This is a genomic window from Streptomyces chiangmaiensis (assembly GCF_036281785.1).
Lineage (GTDB): Bacteria > Actinomycetota > Actinomycetes > Streptomycetales > Streptomycetaceae > Streptomyces > Streptomyces chiangmaiensis.
In genome coordinates this window covers 1-769 of record NZ_JAYWVC010000672.1, presented here as the reverse complement: position 1 = coordinate 769, position 769 = coordinate 1, and the positions used below count along the sequence as shown (strand labels likewise).

At 64.0% G+C, this 769-nt stretch carries 1 pseudogene; it reads left to right on the top strand.

Annotation, left to right across the window (positions count from 1 at the left end):
- Nucleotides 1-769, top strand: a pseudogene (locus VXC91_RS46335) (ADP-ribosyltransferase); the annotation flags it as partial.

The window sequence follows — 769 nt, the reverse complement described above, 5'->3', positions numbered from 1 at the left end:
TCACAATCAGTTGCGTGATGATGTGACGGCGGCGGTGGCGGCGTTCTGGGCGGCGGAGCGGACGTGTCACAACAAGATCACTGCGTTGTTCGGTGGGACGCAGATGGTGGCGGGGGATGGTTCGGAGCGTGCGGATCAGTATGGGTTCAGTGCCGGGGATATGAAGGATGCGAAGCTTCCCTGGGGTGACCCGGTGGAGGAGCGGCATCACTGGTATGAGGTCGGCCATTGGGTGAAGTCCTTTGTGTGGGACGGGCTGATCGTGGATGGTGTGTGGGGGACGATCAAGGGCCTGGGCATGCTGGTGGGTTGTGGTGGCTGGGAGGCGATGGGTCGGGCGTGGAAGGGTCTGGCGCAGTTGGCGACGGGTCTGGTGGTTTCCTCGATGCCGGGTGCGGGGGTTTTGTTCTGGTCGTTGCCGGATGACAAGTTGCCGTCGTGGTTGGGTGATTCGCGTACGGCGATGAAGGAGACGGGTAAGGCGTTGGTGGCGTGGGACGAGTGGGGGAAGAACCCGGCTCGTGCTGCGGGTGCGGTGACGTTCAATGTGCTGACGACGGTGTTCACGGGTGGTGCGGGTGGGGCTGCGTCGGGTGCGGGCAAGGCGGGTGCGGTCGCGAAGGCGTTGTCGTTGGCGGGCAGGGCGGGCAAGGTCATCGATCCGATGACGTATGTCAGCAAGGCCGCGGGTGCGGGGCTGTCGAAGATCGGGGATATCTCCAAGGCGTTGAAGGGGATCGGCAACGTCGAGATCCCCAAACTCCCCGAC